The organism is Marinomonas primoryensis (assembly GCF_013372285.1).
Classification (GTDB): Bacteria; Pseudomonadota; Gammaproteobacteria; order Pseudomonadales; family Marinomonadaceae; genus Marinomonas; species Marinomonas primoryensis.
In genome coordinates this window covers 3,618,578-3,641,871 of sequence record NZ_CP054301.1, presented here as the reverse complement: position 1 = coordinate 3,641,871, position 23,294 = coordinate 3,618,578, and the positions used below count along the sequence as shown (strand labels likewise).

Here is a 23,294-nt window from a genome sequence, read left to right as displayed (position 1 = left end):
TATAGAGTATGTTTTGTGGTGGTAAGGACAATATAGGAAGAACTAGGAAGACCAGCCGCTGTGGAAAAAGTAGCGTAAGTCCACTGTTTCAGCTTGGTAGTGTTGTATCCATTGTGCCAAATTCACCGCGTAAAGATGACAAAGTGCCTCGACTTGAATCGATGTACTTTGAGCATTTTTCGTCGAAGTTAATGGCATTTATAGGTTCCAAGGGTGAAAAGTGTGACGGTTGGACTCTTTTTTACACGTTCAGTAACGACAGTTTACTGCTTGGAATGTGAGTTTTGAAGGCTTTCGGTAATAATTTGTGTATTTGGGGTAGGTAAATTCTCATCTTGCCCTATACTGTCTGAGACGGCAGCGCTGCTTTGCCGTCTTCTTTGCTCTTCTATATTGCCTCGTTGGCGAGTTATTTTTAGGTTCAGGTATTCAAGTACTTCTTAGGTTTAAGTCACTGGCGCGATCTTTGCGCTGTCATACATTTAAAGAGGGCACATGACTATGAATTCATTTTTCGATTCGTTTAAAAATCACTTTTTAATTTCAATGCCACACCTAGACGACCCACACTTTGAACACACCGTTATTTATCTTTGCGAACACACTACAGCGGGCGCGATGGGGATTATTATCAATCGTCCCTCAAATGTTGATTTTACTGAATTAGCGGATCACCTTGGCATTAAAATTGGTAGCCCGCGTCTAACGTCTGAACCCATTTACACGGGTGGACCAGTAGAAGCCGAACGCGGTTTTATTTTGCACACAGCAGACAAAGTTTGGAGCAATACGTTACGAGTCACCGATGAAGTGTCTTTGTCTGCCTCTTTGGAAGCGCTTGAAGAAATCGCCGAAGGCAAGGGGCCAAATGCCTTTCGCATTACATTAGGATGTGCTGGTTGGGACGCTGGGCAACTTGAGTCTGAAATTGCGAATAATGATTGGCTAGTATGTGAAGCGGATTTAGACGTATTATTCCATACACCAAGTGATATGCAATTTACCGCCGCTACGCGAGTATTGGGGATTGATATGGCAAGACTTTCACCGGATATAGGACATGGTTAATGACAGCGTCAATCTCGACAGAAACGCCTTTAAACGATAATCAGAAGCCCAATACTGTTCGCTCAGTATTGGGTTTTGACTTTGGCACGACTCGAATGGGTGTTGCTATTGGTCAGAGTATTACAGGAACGGCTCAACCGCTTGACCCGATAAAAGCCAAAGATGGTATTCCTAATTGGGATGAGATCACCAAGGTGGTAGAAGAGTGGAAGCCAGATGCTTTCGTAGTGGGCTTGCCATTAGACATGGACGGCTCAGAAAATGAGATGTGTCAAAGAGCACGTAAGTTTGCTAAACGATTGCATGGACGTTTCAACCTTCCTTACCATATGATGGACGAACGATTATCTTCCTATGAGGCTAAAGGGCAGGTGATTGCTCAGAAAGGAAACCGAAATTTTAAAGAAAACTCGGTGGATGGTTTGGCGGCTCAGATGATTTTAGAAACTTGGTTTGCCGAGACGACTAAGTGAGTGGCTGGTTGAATGGTGGTTTATTGTGAATTTAAGAACAAGGTTTGAGAAAAAATGAAGTTAGATTTAGAGCATTCTCTAGCGTCAATGAAAACGCAACTGACGGCATATTGTGAAAAGAAAAACATTGAGAATGCCATTGTTGTTGGGATTCATACTGGTGGTGTTTGGGTTGCAGAGCGTTTGATATCAGCGGTGCCAACCACTGAGCCTTTAGCGACGTTGGACATTACTTTTTATCGTGATGACTTTACGAAAGCGGGGTTGAACCCGAAGGTGAATCAAACTTCATTGCCAGCGATTGAAGATCGTCACGTCATCTTGGTCGATGATGTGCTTATGTCTGGTCGTACGATTCGCGCCGCGATGAACGAAATTTTTGACTTTGGTCGACCTGCTAGTATTACGTTAGCCATTCTTTACGATTTGGGGCAGCATGAGCTTCCTATTGCAGCGGATATTGTTGGCGAGCATTTAACGCTCAATCCTGATCAAAGGGTTAAGCTGACTGGACCAAAAACACTGGGTGTTTCTATCATTGATACCCATTAATAGTCAGAACAAAGCTTTATTTTTTGTCGAACACGTACGACAATTAACGTACGGATAAGATTGACGATGCAGCGGTTAGAAGAATGAGATCTCACCAAAAAAATACGGCGAGACAACCGTTTAATGTCATTAATGCCCGGCTGCAGTTTGTCTGTACCGGGCATTTTCCTATCCAGACTTCCTATTTTAAATAGAGTAAGACGATACCGTCTTTGCAGTTTGAGGAAAGCAAACCATGATGCGATCCGAGCCTCGGGCATTACAATTAAATGAACACGGGCAGCTTAAGCACTTTTTAACGCTGGATGGACTGGATAAAACTATTTTGACTGAGATTCTTGATCGAGCGGAATCCTTCCTTTCGATGGGCGAGCAGTCTGTTAAAAAAGTGCCTCTTTTACGCGGTAAAACCGTCGTAAATCTATTTTTTGAAAATTCCACTCGTACACGTACCACCTTTGAATTAGCTGGTAAGCGATTATCGGCTGATGTTATTAACCTCAATATTGAAACTTCTGCGACGTCTAAAGGCGAATCCTTATTGGATACCCTGAAAAATTTAGAAGCCATGCAAAGTGACATGTTCATCGTGCGTCATTCAGACAGTGGTGCGGCGCACTTTATTGCTGAACACTGTACGCCGAATGTTGCCATCATTAATGCGGGTGATGGGCGACATGCTCATCCAACGCAAGCGATGTTAGATATGTTGACGATTCGTCGTCACAAAGGCCGCTTTGTTGGACTCAAAATTGCGATCGTTGGTGATATTTTGCATTCACGTGTGGCACGCTCTCAGCTACAAGCGCTGACGACGTTAGGCGTTAGCGATATACGTCTGGTTGGACCAAAAACATTAGTGCCCAGCTTTTTCGCTGAAATGGGCGCCACGATTTGCCATGACCTAGAAGCTGGCTTAAAAGACGTCGACGTGGTGGTGATGTTACGTTTGCAAAAAGAGCGCATGAAAGGCGCTTTATTGCCGAGCGAAAGCGAATTCTATCGATTGTATGGTTTGACTGAAGAAACGTTGGCGTGGGCGAGTCCTGATGCAATCGTCATGCATCCAGGTCCAATTAACCGCGGCGTGGAAATTTCTTCGGAAGTCGCGGACGGTAAACATTCTGTAATTTTGGATCAAGTAACCAATGGCATCGCGGTGCGAATGGCAGTGATGTCTATGGCGATGAGTGGTCAGTTACAAAGTGATGATTCGTCAGTAACGAGGGATGAAAAATAGCATGAAATTACGTATTCAAAATGGTCGTATTATCGACCCGAGTCAAAACATTGATACGGTAACGGATTTGTTCATCGACAATCAAAAAATCGTAGCGATTGGCGATGCTCCAGCTGGTTTTGAAGATGCTGAGATTGTTGATGCGACAGGTCAATGGGTGTTGCCGGGTTTAGTGGATCTTGCTGTAGCGTTACGTGAACCTGGATTGACTCAAAAAGGCAGTGTCGCAACGGAAGGGCGTGCAGCAGTTTCCGGTGGTGTGACAACGTTAGTTTGTCCTCCAGATACGCGCCCTATTGTGGATACGCCTGCGGTTGCAGCGTTAATTCAAGACAAAGCCGACGAGGCGGGAATGGCCAATGTGTTTCCTATTGGCGCGTTAACGCAAGGGTTAGAGGGCGCACAGCTGAGCAACATGGTGGCATTGACGGACGCGGGTTGTATCGCAGTGTCCAATCATCGCCATCCAATGGCAAGTACTAAGGTGTTGTCTCGTGCGCTTGAGTACGCCGCGACACATGATTTATTGGTGGTGTTTCATCCTGATGAATCGAGTCTTTCTGAAGGCGGTTGTGCTCATGAAGGTCTGATGTCGACCATGCATGGTTTAGCGGGTATTCCTGAAGAAGCGGAAACCATTGCGCTGATGCGTGATTTATTACTGGTCGAAAAGACAGGAGTGCGTGCGCATTTTGCTCGTTTGTCTTGTGCCAAGTCGGTTGAAATGATCGCGGATGCAAAGGCTTCTGGATTAGATGTGACCGCCGATGTTGCCGTGCACAATTTACTATTGAATGATCAGGTATTGAGTCGGTTCGATGGTCACTATCATGTGTTGCCACCGTTGCGAGGCGATGAAGATCGTTTGACTCTAATTGAGGGAATAAAAGCGGGTGTCATTACCGCGATTTGTTCTGATCATCAGCCTCATGAAAAAATGGCGAAAATCGCTCCTTTCGCGGCCACTGAGCCTGGTATGGCGAATGTCGAAATTTTATTGCCTTTGGCTATGCTATTAATGGATGAAGGAGACCTAGAGTTCTCCACCGTGCTGACTTGCTTAACATCGGGCCCTGCTGCTTGCTTTGGTTTGGAGGCGGGTTCTTTGTCAGTAGGAAGTTTTGCCGACTTTATTTTGTTTGACAGTACGGCACGTTGGGTATGGTCGTATGATACCCGGAAGACAAAAGGCCATAATTCCCCGTACTTTGGTGATGAATTTGTTGGTCGAGTCGCCGCGACGTATATTTCTGGTCAACGTGTTTATCAGGCTGTTTGAGTCAAATAAGTAAGGCCAGATTATTTTCTTTCTCTCATTTGGCTTTACTATATCCTTTACTTTTTATCTTAGGTCGTTAATCTAGTTTCAATTATGGACAATTGTGGTTTCAGTATTTTATGCCTATAGATTCATCAAACGAATTGCTTAAGGAACGGCAGGTCTTGCGGTCTCGTGTTGCCTATCTCGAAAAAGAACGAGATTTCATCAAAGATCTGTACAGTGACATGCCCCAAATGCTGCACATGATTTCAAAGGGGGCTTTATTAAGTTCCTTGTTGAATAGCTTTAAAAATAGGCTACAGGCTCAGTTGCCCAAGGCGTATTGTCTTTTTATTGTGTGTGACAAGGACTGTTCGCAATGGCATTTACAATATGTAGACTCTATTAATGAGAGTTTACTTAGTCCAAATGGCCGATTGATTACGGTTCCTCAAGCGTTGATTACTTTTGCGGCCACTCCTTCTTGTCCTAAACGTCATGACATTAATATTCCGAATTTATCAGACTGGAAGCACTGGCAGGTCTTTTTTAAACGTCATGGTTTTTCAGATGCATCCATGGTGAGCGTTTCCGATGGTCAGGGTTCTATCTATTTAATGTTAGCATTTCAACGAGAAGACACCCTGTTAGAAGGAGAGCTGATGGCACTGGCTTTAGACAGTTATGCTTCTTGGCTGGACGCTGTATTCGAGCGAGAAAAAGCCGATTATTTATTGTTGGAAGACAGCCACCGAGATCCGTCGACAGGTCTATTGCGACGTTTTAGCTTTGATAATAGTTTTGGCATCGTTTTAAAGGACTCCCGTCGCCATTTTCAGCGCGCGGCGTTGCTTTCGCTGAAATTACTTTCGACGTCGAAAATAGATGAGGACGAGTTGAAAGTATTGGCTGATATTATGCAAGATACAGTGCGAGATAATGATCTTCTAGCGCATTATGATGAGCGTGAATTGGTTATGGGTATCCGTATTCAGCATTTAGAGGATGCCGAGATTGTGGCCACTAAACTATTGAAGTCATTGAGTGACTCTAGCCTTTCTAGCAATCGGCTAATACGTGCAGGAGTGTCTATCGGCATTGCTTTTTATCCCGAGCACTCATCATTAGAGTTGCTTCACCAGGCCGCTTCATTCGCTGCGAACTCGCTACATAACTTACCAGGATATCGCCTAGAATTTCATGGTGACTATTATGAATCTAGCTCTGAGCTTTATTCGTTATAAGCTTTTTTCTGTCTTTTAAAATAGTGCTATGATGCGCACACCATCGTTTCTCCTCTGTCTTTTTTATAAAGAGGAAACGGGGCAACTCGTTACATCTTTATAAAAAAGGAGCGTGGTGAACAATGTCGATTGAAATCGAACGAAACGAAACGGAAGACGTGAAGGTTAATTTAACCTTAGTTTCTCAACAGATTGATCAGCTGGTTCAGCAGTACAAACGAAAAGATGGTTGTGTGCGATTGTTGGCGGTCAGTAAGACAAAGCCTTTATCCGCACTAGAAGCAGCGTATAGCGCCGGCCAAAGAGCATTCGGTGAAAATTACGTGCAAGAAGCGGTGGATAAGTGTCATGCTTTAGCGCATTTAGCGGACATTGAATGGCACTTCATTGGCCCCATTCAGTCTAATAAATCCCGCCTCATAGCAGACACCATGCATTGGGTGCATTCCATTGATCGAGAAAAAATTGCTCGCCGTCTTAGTGATCAGCGTTCAGTAGATATGCCCCCACTCAATGTCTGTATTCAAGTTAACATTAGCGGCGAAGACAGTAAATCTGGGGTGACCTTGTCAGAGCTAGGTGCAATGGTTGACCTCATTAGAACGCTGCCAAACTTGTGTCTTAGAGGGCTAATGGCTATTCCCGCGCCACAAGAAAATTCTGCCGCGCAATGCGCTGTCTATGAACCTCTTGTAAAAGCCTTTATTGAATTATCCAAATCCGACAGCATGATAGACACTTTATCTATTGGTATGTCTGGAGATTTACCAGCGGCCATTCAATCTGGTAGCACCATGGTTCGTGTGGGTACGGCAATCTTTGGATCGCGTGATTATTCGGCTAAAATGTGAGGCCACCAAGTGCCATATCATTTATTGAATAAGCTGATGGGTATTTTTTGCCAGCTTAGAGAATTAAAAAATAGGATGTAAAATGACACAAAGTATTGCCTTTATTGGTGTAGGAAATATGGCCAGAGCGATTTTTAGTGGCATGCTTGCTAACGGTTATCCGGCTGAAAAAATCATTGGTACATCGAGAACCCCAGAAAAACGCGATTACTATCATGAACAATATGGTATTACCATGTTGGCTGACAATGACATGGCTGTAAATCAGGCAGATGTGGTTGTTTTGTGTGTTAAACCTGCGCAAATGCAGGCGGTAATTGAAGACTTTTCGGCGCAGGTACGTGACGATCAACTGTTTATCTCGGTTGCAGCGGGTGTTGAATTGGACTCATTGGCTTATTGGTTAGGTAAATCTGTGGCGATTGTCCGCAGTATGCCTAATACGCCTTCTCAATTAGGCGCAGGGATGACAGGCTTAATAGCCAATGAATACACCACTGAAGGGCAAAAAACGCAAGTGAGTGAGCTTTTTTCTAGTATTGGTCACTCTGTGTGGATAGAAGAGGAAGAGCATATGCATACCGTGACCAGCTTGTCAGGCAGCGCACCCGCTTATTTTTTTCGATTCCTTGAAGCCATGATTGAAAATGGTAAAGAACAGGGACTTGATGAAAAGACAAGCCGAGCATTAGCCAGTCATGCCATGTTAGGGGCTGCTCGAATGGTGATAGAGCTGGATGAGCCAATTGCTCAGTTACGTAACAATATTACGTCGCCGAAGGGAACAACAGAGCAAGCTTTGTTGTCTTTTGAAGCCTCTAATATTGATAAAATAGTCGCAGATGCAATGACGGCCTGCGTTAACCGATCAAAAAAAATGGCGAACGATTTTTCCGCTAAGAAAGACTAATTTAAGGAATATTGAACATGTATTCAGATCCATTTGTTATGTTAGTGAAGGTTATTTTTAATCTTTTCTTGTTTGTTGTTTTACTGCGTTTAGTGCTTCAGCTAACGCGAGCCGATTTTTATAATCCTATTAGTCAAAGCATCGTCAAAGTGACCAGCCCTATTGTTCTTCCTTTGCGCAAAGTGATTCCATCGATAGGTCGTTTGGACACGGCTTCTCTTGTTCTCGCATTTTCTGTCCAGCTCTTGACGGTTGTTTTTGTTGTACTGATTAAAGGTGCGGTTATTTCTCCCGCCAGCTATGCTATTTATACTTTTGCTGGCACTTTGTATCATTTGCTGGATTTGTATTTTTGGGCAATGCTGATTTCAGTGATTTTAAGCTGGGTTGCCCCTGGAGCTAACCACCCTGGCGCTTTGTTAGTTGGACAAATTACAGCGCCTTTGTATCGCACTTGTCAGCGGGTCATTCCTACAATAGGTGGACTGGATTTATCGCCTATTTTCATCTTTCTTGCGATTTCCTTTTTGAAGCAAGTATTGGCTCCTTACAGTATTTAATACCGTAAACTTGTGAGGGTCAGGCGCGAAAAAAATACGCGCCTTAATCGGTGAATTGAGAACAAGGTCGTATTCCTATATGATGCGACCCCTAAACGGGAATGAGTGCGAAAAAACTTGTCAGTTACCAGACTCGTTCTCCCTTATTAATTTTTTGGATGAAAGCTATGAGTACGATTGCGGTTTATCCGGGCACATTTGACCCTATTACGAACGGCCATACGGATTTGGTTGAGCGCGCATCAAAACTATTTGAAAAAGTGATCGTGGCCGTGGCTGCGAGTCCTAAAAAGCGCCCAGCGTTGTCTCATGAATTGCGTATTTCATTGGCTAAAAAAGTATTGGGTCATTTGTCCAATGTGGAAGTGGTTGGCTTTGACAATTTATTGACCGAATTTACTCGTTCAGTCAGTGGCAAAGTCGTGATTCGCGGCTTGCGTGCGGTATCGGATTTTGAATATGAATTTCAATTAGCCAATATGAACCGTGCGATTGCACCCGATGTGGAAAGTATTTTTTTGACACCTTCAGAAAAATACTCTTATATTTCGTCGACATTGGTTCGCGAAATAGCCTCTTTGAACGGTGATTTTGGACAATTTGTAAATCCAGAAGTTAAGCGTGTTCTACAAGAGCATTATCAAACGATTTAATGTCAATTTTTCAAGTTCCGCTGTTTGACGACGTAACTAAAGACAATACAGCGGGTCTTAGGAGAGAAGAATGTCTCTTATTATTACCGATGAATGCATTAATTGTGATGTGTGTGAGCCTGAGTGTCCGAATGAAGCGATTTCTCAAGGTGACGAAATCTATGTAATAGACCCATCAAAATGCACTGAGTGTATAGGGCACTTTGATGAACCGCAGTGTCAGCAGGTTTGTCCGGTTGATTGCATTCCGTTGGATCCTAATTTCAAAGAAACGGAAGAGCAGTTAATGGAGAAATACTTAACGCTTACGGGTCAACTTTAAACGAACAGGGCTGTTCTCACTATCGACACAAATGCTTTTATTTTTTTAGCTGGGATATTGCTGTTAATCAGTATTCTAGCCAGTTCTTTTACTGTTCGTGTTGGCTTACCTTTACTACTTGTTTTTCTCGGGATGGGAATGCTTGCAGGGGAAGATGGGGTAGGCGGACTGGACTTTGACAATCCAAATCTTGCCTTTTTTGTTGGTAATTTTGCTTTAGCCGTTATCTTGTTAGACGGCGGTATGCAGACCAAAACCAGCACCTTCCGCGTGGCATTATGGCCATCTTTATCTCTTGCTACATTAGGTGTTGTTTTCACTACGGCGGCCGTTGGTATTTTCGCTGCGTGGTTATTAGACGTAAAGCTCATTTATGGTTTGTTGCTCGGTGCGATCGTTGGCTCTACAGATGCGGCGGCAGTCTTTAGTTTATTGCGTAATAGCGGCGTTAAATTGAATGAACGAGTTGGCGGCACACTAGAAATAGAGTCCGGAGCCAATGATCCAATGGCTATTCTGTTGGTGGTCATGCTAACCGGTCTGCTGCAAAGCTCCGACCATCTGAGTATTTTGGCCTTTTTGGGGCAAATGGCTCAGCAATTTTCGATAGGTGGTTTGTTCGGCTTTCTCGGCGGCAAATTCTTATTAATGATTTTACGCCGTGTTCCGCTTATCGAAGGTTTGTATGCGTTGCTTATTATCTCGTTTGGTTTGGCAATTTTTTCTGGCGTGAACATGATTGGTGGCAGTGGATTTCTTGCTGTGTATTTGGTCGGGTTAACAGTAGGTAATGGGCGAATCAAACACCTTGAGTCAATTTCTCAGGTTATGGACGGCTTAGCTTGGTTGGCTCAGGCTAGCATGTTCTTGTTACTTGGGCTTCTCGTTACGCCATCCAGTTTGTTGGCTCATGGCTGGCAAGCGGTCGGTATTGCTGCGTTTCTTATTTTTGTGGCCCGCCCCGTGGCCGTTATGATTTGTTTGTTGCCATTTGATTTTCGCTGGCCTGAGCGTGTGTATATTAGTTGGGTGGGGCTGCGCGGTGCGGTGCCGATTGTGTTGGCTCTGTATCCTATTATTGCGGGTCTTTCTAATTCAGAGTTATTATTCGAGATTACTTTTACGGTTGTACTGATCTCTTTGTTGCTGCAAGGGTCAACGGTGCCTCACGTTGCTCGGTGGTTAAAACTAGAAGTGCCACCGGCGCCGGCGCCCACCACTCGTTTTTCTTTAATCAATGATGCTAATTCGAATCACTCGTTGGAATTGTATGAATTTCTGATTCAGGCAGAAGGCGTCCGTATTCCCGCATCAATTGTACGGAATGTGCCCAGCGAAACCGTCTCTACACCTCAGCTTGTTTCTCTCGTTCGCGATCAGCAACCAATCGTGGTAAATACCGATACCGTACTGCAATCAGGTGATAAAATTTGGATGTTACTGCATCCTGAGGATGTGAATGACGTTGCGCAAATTTTTTCTCATCAAGCGTCTTCTTCATTCTTATTACAGGATTTTTTTGGTGAGTTTGCGATTCGTGGTGATGCGTCTTTATTGGATTTAGCGAAAGTTTATGGCGTTCCAATTGAAGGTATTGAAGAAACAGACACAGCGGCGGCGCTGTTACAGCGTCAGCTGGGTAAGCATCTTGTTGTGGGTGATCGGGTGCGTTTCGGTAATATTCGTCTAACAATAAGACAGATGAACGGCAGCCAGATTGAAATAATCGGGCTTAAGTTGCAAGATAAGCAAGTTTAAGCCTTTGATTTTATTTATATAAAGTATTGACGAATTTCTTCTAATGACGGAATCACTTGATCATCATTTATTAAAATAATTAAGCCTTCTGCCTCTATTATCGAATAGGTTTGCGGATGGGTAATAATGTCCCCATTTTTTTGCACATAACCAAGCGCAGTACCAATGTTCTTTTGAATTAATGTGGTGACGACTTGCGCCCAAGTAACGTCCTTTAAACGCACATTGAGTCGAATCGTATGATCCCCTTGGTGGCGAAATAAGTCTTCCAGTACTTGTTCTGTGCCTGGTGCAATTAGAGAACGCACTAGCATTTCAGGGTAAGCTCTAACAGGCCTAATAACGGCTTTCGCGCCCGCTGCTTTGAATCTAGGTCGATTTGAGTCATTTATGGCTTCTGCCATGATGAAGGCCGTAGGGGCTAATTCTTGAATGCGATGTAATGTATCGAAGGTCGAGCTGTCACAGTGGCTGTCTTGTGTATCCTGGCAAAGCACAATAATGTATTTGGCTTTCTGTACTCCGGCTGACGTTAACATGCCGTCGTCTAATGCATCTCCAGTATGATGAACAACACCTTGTGATCTAAGCTCAATAGGTAGGCCTTCTGGAAACGCTGTTGTCAAAATTTGCACTGGAATGTCGACAAGTTCTGGCGTTTGGCTGATCTGACTGATCAGCAGTCCCAAATAGCGCTCTGAATCGTATTTTGGAGTATTAATGATAAGTATATGGTTTTGCATATCGTCCCACTTTATACGGCCCTTAATGCGCATTTCTTTGCGCATTAGCCTGAGTTCAACATAGTCACTGGCGATGAGTGCGAGCAGGGTAATTCCCAGACCGTAAATTAATAGAATGGTTGAAAACTGCCCCCAGAAAGTAACGGCAGAGATATCACCGTAGCCTGTGGTGCTCGCTGACGTCATTGTCAGCCAGAAGGCTTGCCACCAATCGAGGTCTTCAAAGAATACCATCGCTAAACTGTGCAGTGCGATGACACCAGCTAACAAGATAAAGCGCTTTTTTATGTCACTGGTTTCATGTAAATGCACTTTTTTCCGGAATTTATGACGGCTGTTCTTTCGTTTTAGGAGCAATCCTAGAGAATTCATTGTACCTCTGCTTATTATTCGCTATCTGATGGCATGGCGTAGTTAAGCTGACGCCAAGATTCATAAACCATAACGGCAACCGTATTAGACAGATTCAAACTACGAGAGCTGGCTTGCATCGGCAACCGCAGTCGCTGAGCGGGGGGTAATGCCTCGATAAACTCCGCCGGCAACCCCCGTGTTTCAGGACCAAAGACGAGAACATCGTTTTCAACAAAACGGGCTTCGCTGTGGATACGGCTACCTTTTGTCGTCAGCGCATAAACAGTGCCTATCTCATTTTGATCGACAAAAGACTGAAAGTTTGGATAGCGTTTAAGGCGAGTAAACTCATGGTAATCCAATCCTGCTCTGCGCAGTTTTTTGTCTTCAAGCTCAAAGCCAAATGGTTCGATGAGATGCAAATGGTAGCCCGTATTGGCACACAGGCGAATGACATTGCCGGTGTTTGGTGGAATCTCTGGTTGGTAAAGTACAACGTGAAGCATAAGTTTATCTCCTTGATATAGGAAGATAATACCAGACGAGCAGAAGAAACTAAGTTTTTAATTTTTTTTCAAAAAAACTATTGACCCGTAAAAAGGTTTCTCTATAATACGCCCCACTTGCCCGGATAGCTCAGTCGGTAGAGCAGAGGATTGAAAATCCTCGTGTCGGCGGTTCGATTCCGTCTCCGGGCACCATGATTTAAAAGAAAGCCTGCTATTTATAGCGGGCTTTTTTTTGCCTAAAATTTATCTATCTCTCTCCTGTTTACTGTGAAATGAGCGGCTCTCTGACTCACTTTCAAACCCTCCTATCTAGCCAATGCCTATTTTTAGCGTTTAGGCGCCGTATTTATTACATAATGTAACTAATATTTGATCTTCAATCTGCATGGCTTTGGTTATGCTTAAAAGGTCTTTGATGGGGTAAATGGGTATGAAAAAAGCAATGATGGTCGTGGCATTGACTGCTCTAGGGTATTTTCTCCTAGGCGTTGCTGGTCTCGCAGTCTCCATTCCACCTGGTTACGCCACTATTATTTGGCCGGCCGCTGGGCTGGCTGTTACTGCGGTTATGCTTTTTCCAAGACAAGCGCCATGGGGGGTTTTTATAGGCTCTTTGTTGGTGAATACATGGGCAACATGGTCAAACTATCAGACGATAACGTGGTTACTTCCTACCCTTATTGCTCTGGGGTCTACTTTACAATCTTGTGTTGGTGCCTATTTGGTTAGGCGTTTTATTGGTATCCCTTTCTTGTTCCATCAAACTCGCTTGGTATTTCGCTTTCTCTTTTTGGCCGGTATTTTATCAACCTTGATTGGCGCCAGTGTTGGTTCTTTGTCTCTGCTTTCGCTTGGTGTTATTAGCAAAGAAGACGTATTCACAAATTGGCTGGTTTGGTGGGGCGGTGACATGATAGGGGTTCTAGTGATAGTCCCTTGGCTCGCAGCGTGTTTTCCGCGTTTTTTCGGTAATGATTTTAAACACCCTTTGCGTTTGTTGGGTTGTTTTCTCTTTGTTTTGGTTATTACTGCGGCGCTTTCCTTGGGGAGTAGTTATTCAGAATGGAGCAAGCAAACAAAGGAGTTTCGTACCAATGCTGAACTGTTAGAAGTGCTATTGAATAACCGTATTAAGAATACGGTGGATATGTTGCACAGCTTTGTAGGTTTGATCAATGGCAGTGAGAATATTGAGGCGAAAGAGTTTGAAGTGTTTGCGGACAGCGTTATGGCGCGAGAAGACTCTATTCTTGCTGTGTCATTGAACTTTGCGGTTTCGGGTGATGATATTCCTCGCTTTGAAAGAGAAACACAAAAAAGCTATCCAAATAATGTCTTTCAAGTAAAGGAAAGAGGCATTGATGGGACGCTTTTACCGGTTAGTCCAAGGTCACAGCATATAGTGGTGACCTTTCTGAGTCCGTTAAAAGGTAATGAGGCTGCTTTGGGCTACGATGTTTATTCTCAATCGGATCGACGCTTTGCGCTTGATGAAGCCATTTCCGCAAAACAAGTCTATCCAACGGCACCCATTAAAATGGTCCAAAACAGTGATGGCGTGCTTTTATTTTTGCCTTTTTTTCATAACGCAACTGGTGCTTTTTTAGGGGTTGCTACGGCAGGGATAGGCTTGGAGTCATTAACGGATACTATTTTTCAGCGAGGCTTGTTGCCCAATACCGATCTGTACTTGGTTGACCTTCATGAAGGTGTTCATGAACCAATTTTAATTGCTAAAAGCGAAGCGGCCAATTTACCTTTAAATGAGCTTCTTGCTCGTTACAAAGCCGATGATTTTAATCACGCTGTGTGCTTGGATATTATGGTTGGTGCTAAAAGATGGCGTTTATTTCAAATCAGTGAAAGTTACTTCTTTAAACAGCCTTGGATTGTGCAATTTATTTTAGTGTGTGGTTTTTTAGTGACGGGTTTATTTGGTTGGTTTTTATTGATTGTGGGTAGTCATGCGGCCGAAGTTGAAAGTAAGGTGCAGCTAAGAACGAAGGATTTACGATTAGCTAATGAAAGCTTGAAAGCATCTGAATTAGAGCAAAGTAAGGCGAAAGAGGAAGCGGAAGAAGCAAACCGTGCTAAGAGCGAGTTTTTAGCGAATATGAGCCACGAAATTCGAACACCGTTAAATGGCGTTATTGGCTGCCTTTCTTTATTAATGAGCACTAAGTTGGAAGCGGAGCAAGCGCATTTAGCCAAATTATCGCAGCACAGTGCTGAATCTCTTTTAGAAATTATTAATGATATTCTGGATTTATCTAAGATCGAGATGGGAAACCTTGTGTTAGAAAAACACGCTTTTGAGTTGCAAGACTTGATTGAAGAAGTGACGCATCTCTTTGTTTTAAAGGCCGAAGAAAAAGGCATCGTATTGAACTCTCCTGCGACTCCTATTCCTGAACTAAGCTTGATAGGTGATCGATTGCGCCTTAAGCAGGTGTTGGTGAACTTTATGGGTAATGCCATTAAATTTACGCAGGATGGGGAAGTTGCGCTGCGGATTATTGTTGAATCGTTAGCGGATGATACGATTACTTTGCGAGTTTCTATTGTGGACACGGGCATTGGTATTTCTAAAGAAAGTCAAAAGCATCTGTTCCATCGCTTTCAGCAAGCGGATGGCTCGACGACTCGTAAATTTGGCGGAACTGGACTTGGGTTGGCGATTAGCAAAGAGATAGTGGACGTCATGGGTGGTGACATCGGTTTAACGTCAGCAGAAGGAGAAGGCGCGACATTTTGGTTTAACGTGCCTCTCGCGTTTGAGCCTAGTGTAGTGCCGCCTAAAAAGATTAGTCATGACGTAAACGTTACTTTGGTATATCGAAATAAAACGGGGCGTGAGTACATTAGTGCATTGCTGGATTCATTTGGGGTGACTTATGATTCTTATGACAGCCTAGTTCATGCTATTACTGAGGGTAAATGGACGAGTCATGCTGTGCTGATGGATCTGGATGCATTACAGCATGCCGCTTCCTCTGATGTTTTGGTGTTTGATAATCTCTGCCAAAAGCAGCAATTAAAACGAGTACTCTTTCATAGTCGTAATAATGTTGATTATGATTTAGAGTCCTATACAGAATCATTAGTTAAGCCAATATTTCGTCATTCATTGCTGAATGTATTAGAAAAACTAAAACCTTTACGTGAAGGAGATCTCAGCATGGCGGTAAAAGAAGTCGAAACAACGCCTGAAGGCCGGCCAATATTTAACGCAAAAGTATTGTTAGCAGAAGATAATCTTACCAATCAAATTGTGGCCTGCGGTTTGCTGAAGTTATATGGCGTGGAGGTCGTGGTGGCTGAAAATGGCCAAAAAGCGGTCGAGCTGGCGCAATCAACTCGGTTTGACCTAATCTTTATGGATTGTCAGATGCCGATTATGGATGGTTACGAAGCAACGCGTACTATTCGTCAGCTTATCGATGGGAAAACGCCCGCCGACGTTGCCATTGTTGCGCTGAGTGCCAATGCCATGAAAGGGGATGAAGACGAGTGCTTTGCCGCTGGTATGAATGCCCATATTGCAAAGCCAATCTCACAAGACAAGCTGATCTCGATACTTAAAAAATGGCTTCCTTAGATAATATTATACAGAGGTTTCTTTACCATGTTTGAGGCAAAGGTATTTGATAATACAGATTATGAAAGTCGGCTGGCGTGTAATCATGAATTGATGGTGTTGGTCGCCGGAGAGTTTATTAAAGAAGCCGCTGGATTATTGGACACTTTACAGACTCATATGGAGCGTCAAGATTTGCATAATTTTGATCTTGTGGTGCATCGACTAAAAGGCGCCGCTTTAGAGGTGTCTGCATATCGGTTCTGTCGGTTAATTGGTGAAGTAGAAGCCTTAGTGACACAGCGCAACAGTGACGCACTTCCGAAAAGCCTTATGGCGTTGAGGGAGGAGTTTAGGTCATTAGTGTTTGTTTTGAATCAGGAACTCCTAATGTAGTGCTGCTATAGATGCCCAAGCATATTTTAATTTTTAATGATTACGCCTTTCGTTTTACTATCAGGTTATGATTTCTCTGCATTTTTAGTTTCATTTCTGTGTTTATCCCCTATTTAGTTTCTCTTTATGTTTCATTTGAATTGTAATTGTATTTCAAATGAAACCTAACTATCATCAAAGTGAAACATTTGCTCTTTATAGTCGTTCTTTCTTTTCTAATAAAAACTCATTGTGAGGAACACGGAAATGCATAAATTGAAATTAGCGTCGGTGGTTGTTGGTTTGTCTGTTGCTGGTTCAGCATTGGCAGCGACGGAAGTAGAATGGTGGCACGCAATGGGTGGTGCCAATGGTGAAAAAGTTAATGAAATCGCTAAAAACTTTAACGATTCTCAAGATGCGTACGAAGTAAAGCCGGTTTATAAAGGCAATTATACAGAAACCATGACGTCTGCTATTGCCGCGTTCCGCGCAAAGCAGCAGCCTGCTATCGTTCAAGTATTTGAAGTGGGCACCGCTAGCATGATGGCGGCGAAAGGTGCGATTTATCCTGTTCATCAATTGATGCGTGAATCCGGTCAACCGTTTGATGAAAGTACGTATTTAAGCGCAGTCACAGGCTATTACACCAGCAGTGAAGGCAAAATGTTGTCCATGCCGTTCAACAGTTCAACGCCTGTTTTGTACTACAACAAAGATTTGTTTAAAAAAGCGGGCATTAGCCAAGCGCCGAAAACGTGGCAAGATGTAGAAAGTGTGTCTAAGAAACTTCAAGCGTCTGGTGTGACGTGTGGTTTCACCACGTCTTGGCAGTCTTGGGTTCAATTAGAAAACTTCAGTGCACGCCACAATGTACCATTTGCATCACTTGATAATGGTTTTGGCGGTTTGAAAACAGAGTTGAAGTTTAATGGTCCTCTTCAAGTGGCTCATGTTAAGAAAATGGGCGAATGGCAAAAAAGTGGTGTTTTTAGTTACTCAGGACGCACAAACGATGGCGCCGCTAAATTCTATAGCCAAGAATGCGCTATGTTTACCGAGTCGTCTGCCGGTTATGCGGGTATCAAACGTAATGCCAAATTTGATTTTGGTGTCGCAGAGCTTCCTTATTGGGAAGGCAAAGTAAAGCAGCCTTCTAATACCATTATCGGTGGCGCTTCTTTGTGGGTTCTTCAAGGTCACACTAAAGAGGAATACAAAGGCGTTGCGTCTTTCCTAAGCTACTTGTCTCGTGCGTCTGTTCAGGCGGATTGGCATCAATTCTCTGGTTATCTGCCAATCACTCACGCGGCGTATGATTTGACCAAAGGGCAAGGTTTCTATGCAGCTAACCCAGGCACAGAAACGGGTGTTATTCAGATGACAACCGGTACACCAACCGCCAACACGAAAGGCCTGCGTTTGGGTAATTTTGTTCAAATTCGTGGCGTGATCGATGAAGCACTTGAGACTGTATGGAGTGGTGATGTTGATGCTCAAACCGCATTAGACACTGCGGTAGAGCGTGGCAACTCTTTACTTCGTAAGTTTGAAAAAGCGAACGATTAATCAAATCAATCGCCCTTATGATGTGTCATAAGGGCGATTTTTTTAGGCGTTATTTGTCGTTTTATTTTTTTTGGATACTTCTATGACGGTTACCTTCCCTCAAAAAGGCCTCCCTTGGTTATTGTTGCTACCTCAGTTGGTGGTGACAGCGATTTTTTTTCTGTGGCCTGCCGAACAAGCGTTAGAGCAAGCGTTTTACATAGAAGACGCATTCGGTTTAAGTCGCGAGTTTGTTGGTTTTGAAAACTTTATCGATTTATTTACCGATCCACTGTATTACCAATCTATTTTAACCACGTTATTTTTTAGTTTTTCGGTTGCCGTTGTTGGCATGTCGGTTGCGCTATTACTGGCGGTGATGGCGGATCGTATTATTCGGGGTAAGTTGGCGTATCAAACCTTGTTGATTTGGCCTTACGCGGTCGCTCCTGCCTTAGCGGGTGTGCTTTGGTGGATATTATTTGACCCTAGCATGGGGCCGATTGCCTTGTGGCTAAAGTCTGCTGGTGTGGATTGGAACCATTATCTTAATGGCAACCAAGCCATGATTTTGGTGGTGATTGCGTCAACGTGGAAGCAGGTTAGTTACAATTTTTTATTCTTTCTGGCTGGATTACAAGCGGTGCCTCGTTCATTGATCGAAGCGGCGGCGATCGATGGGGCGAGTCCATTTAAGCGTTTTTGGACCATTGTCTTTCCTCTTCTGTCTCCAACGACGTTTTTCCTGTTAGTCGTTAACCTTGTGTACGCCTTTTTTGAAACCTTTGGTGTGATCGATGCCACAACCAAAGGTGGCCCAGGACAAAGTACGACAACCTTGGTTTATAAAGTGTTTGATGATGGTTTTGTTGGTTTAGATCTTGGTGGTTCTGCGGCTCAATCTGTTGTTTTGATGGGAATTGTCGGTCTTATGACCGTTATTCAGTTTCGTTTTATTGAGCGTAAGGTGCAGTACTCATGATCGAAAATCGACCTTGGTTAACGGTTACTAGCCACGCGACGTTAATGGTGGGTATTGCTTTGGTTGCCTTGCCAGTGTGGATGGCATTGGTGGCTTCAACGCATCCAGCCTCCGCTTTTGGTGTCGGTCATATTCCTTTGTGGTTTGGTGATGCGGGTGTGGAAACATGGAAGACGGTGTTGTTTGAAAAAGCCGGTAATGGCGTGGAAACGCCTGTTTTTTTGATGATGCTAAACTCGTTGGTGATGGCGCTGGGGATTACCTTTGGCAAAATTGCCATTTCGTTGTTGTCTGCTTATGCCATTGTTTTCTTTCGCTTTCCATTCCGAAACTTTTGTTTTTGGGTCATTTTCATGACGCTAATGCTTCCTGTCGAAGTACGAATTGTACCGACTTATGAGGTAGTGGCGAATCTTGATTTACTGAACAGTTATACGGGGTTAACGCTGCCATTAATTGCCAGTGCGACGGCAACGTTTTTGTTTCGGCAGTGCTTTTTGAGTATCCCAGGTGAATTGGTTGAAGCGGCAAGAATGGATGGCGCTGGGCCGTGGCGTTTCTTTTTTGATATTTTGCTGCCCCTGTCTCGGACAAATATTGCGGCATTGTTTGTGATTTTATTCATATATGGTTGGAATCAATATTTATGGCCTTTGCTGATTACGACAGACGACGCTTATTACACCTTGGTAATGAGTATTAAGCGTATGTTATCGGTTACCGATGGCGACATTGCGTGGAATCAGATTATGGCGACGACTTTACTTGCGATGTTGCCGCCTGTTGCGGTGGTTATTGGTATGCAGAAGTTGTTTGTTAAAGGTTTAGTGGATTCGGAGAAGTAGTGATGACGGATGTAATTTTAGAAAAAATTGGTAAAACTTACCCTAACGGTTATCACGCCATTCCCAGTGTGGATCTTTCTATTGAAGAAGGTGAATTCATTGTTTTAGTCGGTCCATCAGGTTGTGGTAAATCGACGTTGCTGCGTATGGTGGCGGGCTTGGAAAGTATTTCTGACGGTGAACTGCGTATTCGTGGCGCGCGCATGAATGAAAAAGAACCAGCAGAACGTGATATCGCGATGGTGTTCCAGAATTACGCCTTGTATCCGCATATGACGGTTTACAACAATATGGCGTATGGTTTGAAAAATCGTGGTGTGCCGAAAGAGCAGATCGAAGAAAAAGTATCAGGCGTCGCTGAGATGTTGGGCTTAACCGAATTATTACAGCGTAAACCGGGTCAGTTATCTGGCGGTCAGCGTCAGCGGGTGGCAATGGGGCGTGCGATGGTGCGAGACCCGAAAGTATTTTTATTCGATGAGCCATTGTCGAATCTTGATGCCAAGTTACGTGTACAGATGCGAGTTGAGATCCGTCAGTTACAGCGTAAATTAGGAACGACGACGTTGTACGTGACGCACGATCAGGTTGAAGCCATGACGTTGGCGGATCGATTGGTAGTATTGAATAAAGGCAGAGCCGAACAGATTGGTACGCCAATGGATATATACAATAAACCGGCAACCCCTTTTGTGGCGGCGTTTATTGGTTCTCCGTCTATGAATTTGATGGACGCCAATGTGACGGAGCAAGGCATAAAAATCACTGAAACGTTTACCTTGCCACTCTCTCATGAGCACCGCGGTGCCATTGTATGGGGTATTCGCCCAGAGCATCTAGAGGTGTCCGATGAGCAAAATGCTGATTTCGCTTTGCGTATTCAAGCGGTAGAATCACTGGGCGCTGAGACATTGATACATGGTGTGTTAGAAGCTGAATCTGGTAAAGGGGAGCCGATGGTTGTTCGTTTGGCTGGACCGCATTTACCAGACATAAATAGCCTAATGTGGCTAACTGCGCCTGTACAATATTGGCACTTATTTGACGCAAAAACTCAACAAAGATTGTGAGAGTAACATGCAAAATGACAAAGTTTTAAATGACAAGGTTTCAAACGATCATGCTTCGAAAGATCGTGTATTGAACACAAAAGTGATGGGGCATCGTGGCGCTGCTTTGTTGGCACCTGAAAACACCTTGGCTTCCATTCGTGCAGCGGCTGACGCTGGCGCGACATGGGTGGAAATTGATGTGTACTTAATCGCCGAAGGCGGGTTGGTCATTTTCCATGACGATACGCTGGACCGTTGTACCAATGGGACTGGTGTTACACGAGATGCGCGACCTGCAGATGTGGCTGAATTAGATGCCGGGTCTTGGTTTTCTGCGGATTTTGCAGGTGAAAAGGTCCCCACTTTGTTAGACGCACTGGAGTGCATTCAATCTTTAAACCTAGGTTTGAATCTTGAAATTAAACACGATGGCGCGGACGTTGAAAACATTGTTCCTACTGTGCTGGCAATGCTACGAGATCATTGGGAAGACAATGATAATTTAATGATCTCAAGCTTCAATCACGCCGCTTTACAGTTGTGCTACGACATCGATGTTGATCGTCATTTGGCTCAACTCTATGAAGACATTCCAGAAGACTGGCAGGCTCAACTTGAAGGCATTAAAGCGTACAGCTTAAATTGCGATTATTCTCGATTGACACAGTCGCAGGCGCAAGCCGTAAAAGCGGCAGGTTATAAATTACTGTGTTACACCGCTAATGATCCACGAAAAGTAGAATCCCATTGGGCGTGGGGAATGGATGCGGTAATTACCGATGATCCAACAAAATTTGCCTTTCTATCGGCTTAGTTACTTTTATCTGTTTATTTAGGGTTATTTTGTGGGTTTGAATGAGCGACAAAACCAGATATTAAACTGGGTGCAACAAGAAGACGCTTTGTTGGTGGAAGACATGGTGGCACGGTTTAATGTGTCATCGCAAACCATACGAAAAGACATTAATCAGCTGGCCGAACGTCATTTGATTCGTCGCACTCATGGTGGCATTTCACCGGTTTCCAGTGCAGAAAATTTGCCTTTTGACCATCGTCAATTTTTGAATGGCGATGCGAAAACGTCGATTGCGGCGCAAGTGGCTCAGTTGATTCCAGATGGTGCGTCGGTGTTTTTAGGCATTGGTACGACCGTCGAATACGTCGCTAAAGCCTTGGTGTCGCACCAAAACCTTCAAGTGTTTACTAATAATTTAACGGTGGCCGGCATTCTTGGTAATTACCCCAACATTCGAGTGCGGGTGTTGGCGGGTAAATTGCGGCATCAGCATCATGATCTAGTCGGCGAAGAGACTCTGTCGGGTTTGCGACAGTATTATTTTGACTATGGTGTATTGGGCTGTGGTGGCATGGATGAAGACCAAGGTATTTTGGATTTCGACCCTGAAGAAGCCGCTGTAAGTCGGGTTTTAGTAGAGCAAAGTCGCTATAGCGTGCTGGTGGCGGATCAACATAAATGGGGACGTAAAGCCATGGCGCGCGTGCAGCCATTTTCGGCGATTGATTGGTTTTTTAGTGATGCTCTAAGTGAAGAGCAAACCCGTTTACTCACCTCTCATGGTGTTCAAATTCAACTTTGTTCTTAGGACGAATATGTCTATATCTGCTCTTTCTGCACTAGCAAATCATGATTGCCAAGGGTTACGGTTTATTTTAACGGATTTTGACGACACCCTTACTTGGGAAGGGCAGTTACCTGTTGAGACACTGCACGCGTTGGCCCAACTGGAAGTGAATGGGCTTAAGGTGATTCCTGTTACAGGCGGCTGCGCGGGTTGGTCTGATATGATCGCCAGATCTTTCCCTGTTGATGGTGTGATTACCGAGGGCGGTGCGTGTTTTATTGGTAAAACCGCGGATCGACACCTTACGTATGCCTTTTGGCGTGACGAGTTCGAAATGCGTGCTGAACAAGCGCGTTTGCTTGCTCAAGTTAATCAGGTGTTAATCCAGTTTCCTCGACTGCGCTTGGCAAGAGATCAGTCTTATCGGTTGACGGATGTGGCGATTGATTACGCGCAAGATATTACACCGCCTGCGATAGAAGATAAAAACGCCTGTCTTGCTGCCTTGATTGCGCTGGGTCTCAATGCAAAGGCGAGCTCGATACACATTAATGTCTGCTCTCAAGGTTACGATAAATTTTCTATGGCTCAGCGCGTATTGAGTCAAGTTTATGGCTTAAGTGACGCTGAGCAACAACAACAAGTGCTGTATGTTGGTGATGCGCCTAACGATGAGAGCATGTTTGCCCGTTTTCCGCTAAGCGTTGGAGTGGCTAATATTGCTGAGCATTTGTCGATCATGCGCCACCGGCCTCGTTATCAAACGACTCAGCCTGGCGGGTTGGGCTTTGCAGAGTTGGCGGATTTCGTACTATCGGCTCGCCGTGTTTAAGC

The 23,294-nt window shown here is 44.1% G+C and carries 25 protein-coding genes and 1 tRNA gene; 22 read left to right on the top strand and 4 right to left on the bottom strand.

Annotated features, from left to right (window positions below):
- Window positions 1-42: 42 nt before the first annotated feature.
- Entirely contained in the window at window positions 43-198 is a 156-nt protein-coding gene (locus MP3633_RS17005) for a hypothetical protein (RefSeq protein WP_176336426.1), read from the bottom strand.
- A gap of 297 nt (window positions 199-495) precedes the next feature.
- On the opposite strand from MP3633_RS17005, the gene MP3633_RS17000 reads away from it, so the two are divergent.
- The 3 genes from MP3633_RS17000 to pyrR are packed head-to-tail and all read left to right on the top strand — an operon-like array spanning window position 496 to window position 2,093.
- A complete protein-coding gene (locus MP3633_RS17000) occupies window positions 496-1,068 on the top strand; it encodes a YqgE/AlgH family protein (RefSeq protein WP_244959718.1) in 573 nt (190 codons plus the stop codon).
- Window positions 1,068-1,541: a Holliday junction resolvase RuvX gene (gene ruvX / locus MP3633_RS16995; RefSeq protein WP_176336425.1), complete on the top strand. Its 474-nt coding sequence runs from the start codon at window positions 1,068-1,070 to the stop codon at window positions 1,539-1,541. Before MP3633_RS17000 ends, ruvX begins: the two co-directional genes overlap by 1 nt.
- A gap of 54 nt (window positions 1,542-1,595) precedes the next feature.
- The gene (gene pyrR, locus MP3633_RS16990; RefSeq protein WP_112134908.1) at window positions 1,596-2,093 is read left to right on the top strand and encodes a bifunctional pyr operon transcriptional regulator/uracil phosphoribosyltransferase PyrR; all 498 of its coding nucleotides are present in this window, start codon (window positions 1,596-1,598) and stop codon (window positions 2,091-2,093) included.
- On the opposite strand, the gene MP3633_RS16985 is transcribed toward pyrR, so the two are convergent.
- Window positions 2,090-2,257 (bottom strand): hypothetical protein, encoded by a 168-nt coding sequence (locus MP3633_RS16985; RefSeq protein WP_176336424.1) that lies wholly within the window; start codon window positions 2,255-2,257, stop codon window positions 2,090-2,092. The genes pyrR and MP3633_RS16985 overlap by 4 nt on opposite strands.
- A 71-nt stretch (window positions 2,258-2,328) precedes the next feature.
- Here MP3633_RS16985 and MP3633_RS16980 point away from each other — a divergent pair, with 71 nt between their 5' ends.
- The 9 genes from MP3633_RS16980 (at window position 2,329) to MP3633_RS16940 (ending at window position 10,892) form a co-directional block, all read left to right on the top strand.
- Window positions 2,329-3,333: an aspartate carbamoyltransferase catalytic subunit gene (locus tag MP3633_RS16980; protein ID WP_176336423.1), complete on the top strand. Its 1,005-nt coding sequence runs from the start codon at window positions 2,329-2,331 to the stop codon at window positions 3,331-3,333.
- Window position 3,334: 1 nt separating this feature from the next.
- On the top strand, window positions 3,335-4,612 hold the full coding sequence (locus MP3633_RS16975; protein ID WP_176336422.1) for a dihydroorotase: 1,278 nt from the start codon (window positions 3,335-3,337) through the stop codon (window positions 4,610-4,612).
- Between the two features lie 119 nt (window positions 4,613-4,731).
- The gene (locus MP3633_RS16970; RefSeq protein ID WP_176336421.1) at window positions 4,732-5,838 is read left to right on the top strand and encodes a diguanylate cyclase domain-containing protein; all 1,107 of its coding nucleotides are present in this window, start codon (window positions 4,732-4,734) and stop codon (window positions 5,836-5,838) included.
- Between the two features lie 122 nt (window positions 5,839-5,960).
- A complete protein-coding gene (locus MP3633_RS16965) occupies window positions 5,961-6,689 on the top strand; it encodes a YggS family pyridoxal phosphate-dependent enzyme (RefSeq protein WP_176336420.1) in 729 nt (242 codons plus the stop codon).
- 82 nt (window positions 6,690-6,771) lie between these two features.
- Window positions 6,772-7,599, top strand: coding sequence for a pyrroline-5-carboxylate reductase (proC, locus tag MP3633_RS16960; RefSeq protein ID WP_176336419.1), 828 nt, complete (start codon window positions 6,772-6,774; stop codon window positions 7,597-7,599).
- A 17-nt stretch (window positions 7,600-7,616) separates the two neighbouring features.
- Window positions 7,617-8,159: a YggT family protein gene (locus MP3633_RS16955; RefSeq protein WP_112134900.1), complete on the top strand. Its 543-nt coding sequence runs from the start codon at window positions 7,617-7,619 to the stop codon at window positions 8,157-8,159.
- A gap of 167 nt (window positions 8,160-8,326) precedes the next feature.
- Window positions 8,327-8,812, top strand: a complete 486-nt coding sequence (gene coaD / locus MP3633_RS16950; RefSeq protein ID WP_176336418.1) for a pantetheine-phosphate adenylyltransferase — start codon at window positions 8,327-8,329, stop codon at window positions 8,810-8,812.
- 70 nt (window positions 8,813-8,882) lie between these two features.
- Entirely contained in the window at window positions 8,883-9,134 is a 252-nt protein-coding gene (locus tag MP3633_RS16945; RefSeq protein WP_112134898.1) for a YfhL family 4Fe-4S dicluster ferredoxin, read from the top strand.
- A gap of 21 nt (window positions 9,135-9,155) precedes the next feature.
- A complete protein-coding gene (locus tag MP3633_RS16940; protein ID WP_176336854.1) occupies window positions 9,156-10,892 on the top strand; it encodes a potassium/proton antiporter in 1,737 nt (578 codons plus the stop codon).
- Window positions 10,893-10,906: 14 nt separating this feature from the next.
- On the opposite strand, the gene MP3633_RS16935 is transcribed toward MP3633_RS16940, so the two are convergent.
- Entirely contained in the window at window positions 10,907-12,007 is a 1,101-nt protein-coding gene (locus tag MP3633_RS16935) for an ion channel (RefSeq protein ID WP_176336417.1), read from the bottom strand.
- 14 nt (window positions 12,008-12,021) lie between these two features.
- Window positions 12,022-12,495, bottom strand: coding sequence for a tRNA (uridine(34)/cytosine(34)/5-carboxymethylaminomethyluridine(34)-2'-O)-methyltransferase TrmL (gene trmL / locus MP3633_RS16930; RefSeq protein ID WP_176336416.1), 474 nt, complete (start codon window positions 12,493-12,495; stop codon window positions 12,022-12,024).
- Window positions 12,496-12,614: 119 nt separating this feature from the next.
- Between trmL and MP3633_RS16925 the strand changes: the two genes are divergently transcribed.
- The 10 genes from MP3633_RS16925 (at window position 12,615) to MP3633_RS16880 (ending at window position 23,292) form a co-directional block, all read left to right on the top strand.
- Window positions 12,615-12,690: transfer RNA gene (locus MP3633_RS16925), tRNA-Phe, on the top strand.
- Between the two features lie 238 nt (window positions 12,691-12,928).
- Entirely contained in the window at window positions 12,929-16,096 is a 3,168-nt protein-coding gene (locus MP3633_RS16920; RefSeq protein WP_176336415.1) for an ATP-binding protein, read from the top strand.
- A gap of 27 nt (window positions 16,097-16,123) precedes the next feature.
- Window positions 16,124-16,471 carry an Hpt domain-containing protein gene (locus tag MP3633_RS16915; protein ID WP_176336414.1) on the top strand — a complete coding sequence of 116 codons (348 nt, stop codon included), beginning with the start codon at window positions 16,124-16,126 and terminating at the stop codon, window positions 16,469-16,471.
- A gap of 246 nt (window positions 16,472-16,717) precedes the next feature.
- Window positions 16,718-18,019, top strand: a complete 1,302-nt coding sequence (gene ugpB / locus MP3633_RS16910) for a sn-glycerol-3-phosphate ABC transporter substrate-binding protein UgpB (protein ID WP_176336413.1) — start codon at window positions 16,718-16,720, stop codon at window positions 18,017-18,019.
- An 82-nt stretch (window positions 18,020-18,101) separates the two neighbouring features.
- Window positions 18,102-18,980 (top strand): sn-glycerol-3-phosphate ABC transporter permease UgpA, encoded by an 879-nt coding sequence (gene ugpA, locus MP3633_RS16905; RefSeq protein ID WP_176336412.1) that lies wholly within the window; start codon window positions 18,102-18,104, stop codon window positions 18,978-18,980.
- Window positions 18,977-19,825 carry a sn-glycerol-3-phosphate ABC transporter permease UgpE gene (ugpE, locus tag MP3633_RS16900; protein ID WP_176336411.1) on the top strand — a complete coding sequence of 283 codons (849 nt, stop codon included), beginning with the start codon at window positions 18,977-18,979 and terminating at the stop codon, window positions 19,823-19,825. Before ugpA ends, ugpE begins: the two co-directional genes overlap by 4 nt.
- Window positions 19,826-19,827: 2 nt before the next feature.
- A complete protein-coding gene (gene ugpC, locus MP3633_RS16895; RefSeq protein ID WP_176336410.1) occupies window positions 19,828-20,895 on the top strand; it encodes a sn-glycerol-3-phosphate ABC transporter ATP-binding protein UgpC in 1,068 nt (355 codons plus the stop codon).
- Window positions 20,896-20,902: 7 nt separating this feature from the next.
- Window positions 20,903-21,691 carry a glycerophosphoryl diester phosphodiesterase gene (locus tag MP3633_RS16890; protein WP_176336409.1) on the top strand — a complete coding sequence of 263 codons (789 nt, stop codon included), beginning with the start codon at window positions 20,903-20,905 and terminating at the stop codon, window positions 21,689-21,691.
- Window positions 21,692-21,722: 31 nt separating this feature from the next.
- Window positions 21,723-22,481: a DeoR/GlpR family DNA-binding transcription regulator gene (locus MP3633_RS16885; RefSeq protein ID WP_176336408.1), complete on the top strand. Its 759-nt coding sequence runs from the start codon at window positions 21,723-21,725 to the stop codon at window positions 22,479-22,481.
- A gap of 7 nt (window positions 22,482-22,488) precedes the next feature.
- On the top strand, window positions 22,489-23,292 hold the full coding sequence (locus tag MP3633_RS16880; RefSeq protein WP_176336407.1) for an HAD-IIB family hydrolase: 804 nt from the start codon (window positions 22,489-22,491) through the stop codon (window positions 23,290-23,292).
- The last annotated feature ends 2 nt before the right edge of the window (window positions 23,293-23,294 follow it).